This is a genomic window from Streptomyces sp. NPDC049577, from assembly GCF_040675635.1.
Lineage (GTDB): Bacteria > Actinomycetota > Actinomycetes > Streptomycetales > Streptomycetaceae > Streptomyces.
Genome location: NZ_JBFAPH010000544.1, coordinates 1 through 2,418 on the forward strand (window position 1 = coordinate 1; position 2,418 = coordinate 2,418).

Consider the following 2,418-nt stretch of genomic DNA (forward strand, 5'->3'; position numbering starts at 1 on the left):
CGCGGATCTCGGTGTTTATCTCCTCTTGGGACGGCTCGGCGACGGCCGGGGGATTGACTGGCATGGATCCAGGGTAGGGGCAGGCGCTTCTTGTAACGATCAAGTTCGCCGAACGCTCATCAAACGGTCATGAAGCGCGGGAAGCGCCCCGCAGCTCCGCCTCGATCAGATCCGCCGCGAACGGCGTGCCGCCCTCCGCCGCGAGTTCGGCCTTGAGGGCGGCCGAGCGCTCGGCGACGGCGGGGTCGCCGACGAGGGAGAGGACGGCCTCGCGCAGGACGTCGGCGGTCGCGTTCTCCATGGGGACGTGCCGGCCGACGCCGAGTTCCTCCAGGAGGGCCGCGTTGCCGAACTGGTCGACGGCCTGGGGGACGGCGACCATCGGGACCCCGCAGGCCAGGCCCTCCTGGGAGCCGCCCATGCCGGCGTGGGTGATGAAGGCGTCGGCCTGCTGGAGGACGGAGAGCTGGGGTACCCAGGAGCACACCTCGAAGTGGGCGGGGACGTCCCCGAGGTCGGCGGGGTCGACGTGCTTGCCGATCTGCAGGACGACGTGCCATTCGGGCAGGTCGCGGAATGCGGCCACGCATTCGCGGTAGAAGCCGGGCTGCTTGGTGAAGGTGGAGCCGAGCGAGACCAGCAGCACCTTCTCCGCGTCCGCGGGCCGCTGCCAGGTGCCCTCGCCGGAACGGTCGCCCTGGCAGGGGCCGGTGAAGGTGGTGCGGGTCTCGTCGACGCGGTCCGCGTTCGGCTGCATGGCGCGCGGGATGAGGGCGAGGCAGCGGTCGGGGACGCCGATGAACGTGTCGGGGTGCAGGGTGATGCCGTTCTCGCCCAGCCAGCCGGTGAAGCGGTCGTAGTAGGCGATGCCGCGCGGGCTGGCCTTGATGGGGTCGAAGATCGCGGCGGCGACCTCCTCGTCGTAGCCCTCCCAGGCCACGAGGTTCGGGGAGAGCTGGACGATGGGCACGTTCCAGCGGTGCGCGAGGACGCGGGCCGGGTAGGAGGTGATGTCGTAGAGGACGAGGTCCGGTTCGTCGCCCGCGTAGAGCTCGGCGAACTGCGGCAGGGCCGCAATGGCGTCGTTCAGGAAGAGCTCGATGTAGTCGATGGTCTCCGAGCCCCACGCGCCGGGGTCCTCGCCGGTCGGCAGTGTGGACTCGTAGACCTTCGGCTCGGCGCCCGTGGCGGCGACGCGGTCCGCGAAGGACTCGGGGATGGCGTAGGTGACCCGGTGGCCGCGGGCGACGAGCTCGCGGATGACGTCCAGGCTCGGGTTCACGTGGCCGTGGGCGGCGATGCTGAACATGGCGATGTGGGCGGGGCGTTCGGTGCTCATGAACCGAACATTAGACGAGACGTTCCGTCTCGTTCAATGGGTTTTTCTCGGCCGGGCGCTTTTCGGACAGGACCGTTCCGGGCGGCGTTCGGGGCGTGGGAGAGACTGTCGTGGTGAACACGGACACGGCATTCACCGAAATCCGGGCCCGGGCGCTCCTCGCCGCGGCCGGACACCCGGCCGCGGCGGCCGGCGCGCGGCTCCTCTCGCTCGGCGAGAACGCGGTCTTCGCCCACGACGGGATCGTGTCGAAGGTGGGCCGCGACCCCTCGCTGCTCGAGCGCGCCGAACGCGAGCTGCGCATCGCCGCCTGGCTGGAAGAGTGCGGTGTCCCGGCCGTACGGGCCGCCGAGCCCGAGGCGCTCGTGTCCGACGGCCACCCGGTCACCCTCTGGCACCGGCTCCCCGAGCCCGTCCGCCCCGCGACCCCCGCGGACCTCGGCACTCTCCTGCGCGTCGTCCACGACCTGCCGGCACCGGCCTTCCGGCTGCCGCACCGGGACCTGCTCGGCGGGGTGGAGCGCTGGCTGCGGCTGGCGGGGGACGCCGTCGACCCTCGCGACGCCGACTACCTGCGCGAGCGCCGCGACGGCTTCGCCGCCGCGGCCGCCGCGCTGACGCCGCGGCTGTCGCCCGGGCCGATCCACGGGGACGCGCTGCCGCGCAATGTGCACGTCGGCCCGGACGGGCCGGTGCTGCTGGACCTGGAGACCTTCTCGGGCGACCTACGGGAGCACGACCTGGTGGTCATGGCCCTGAGCCTCGACCGGTACGGCCTGGACCCGGACGCCTACCACGCCTTCGTCCACGCCTACGGCTGGGACGTGCGCGAGTGGGACGGGTGCGCCGTGCTGCGCGGCGCGCGCGAGACGGCGAGCTGCGCCTGGGTCGCCCAGAACGCGCCGGGCAACCCGGCGGCGCTCGCGGAGTTCCGCCGCCGGGTGGCGTCGCTGCGGGAGGGAGACGCCGGGGTGCGGTGGTACCCCTTCTAGCACCGGTCCGCGGGGACGGGTGACCTCAGCAGCGGGCGTGCGGGTGCTGGCGGTCACGATGCTCGGCATCGGCACGGTCTTCGGCGG

The 2,418-nt window shown here is 72.6% G+C and carries 2 protein-coding genes; one reads left to right on the forward strand and one right to left on the reverse strand.

Translation table 11 applies throughout. The features are described 5' to 3' along the window. Positions 1 to 127 precede the first annotated feature (127 nt). Positions 128 to 1,339 carry a macrolide family glycosyltransferase gene (locus AB0K09_RS32380; RefSeq protein ID WP_366068969.1) on the reverse strand — a complete coding sequence of 404 codons (1,212 nt, stop codon included), beginning with the start codon at positions 1,337 to 1,339 and terminating at the stop codon, positions 128 to 130. A 113-nt stretch (positions 1,340 to 1,452) separates the two neighbouring features. Here AB0K09_RS32380 and AB0K09_RS32385 point away from each other — a divergent pair, with 113 nt between their 5' ends. After that, positions 1,453 to 2,331, forward strand: coding sequence for an aminoglycoside phosphotransferase family protein (locus AB0K09_RS32385; protein WP_366068970.1), 879 nt, complete (start codon positions 1,453 to 1,455; stop codon positions 2,329 to 2,331). The last annotated feature ends 87 nt before the right edge of the window (positions 2,332 to 2,418 follow it).

Bases quoted from the DNA above. Each gene is read 5' to 3' on its own strand.
- AB0K09_RS32380 (WP_366068969.1), bottom strand. From the start codon at position 1,339: ATGAGCACCGAACGCCCCGCCCACATCGCCATGTTCAGCATCGCCGCC.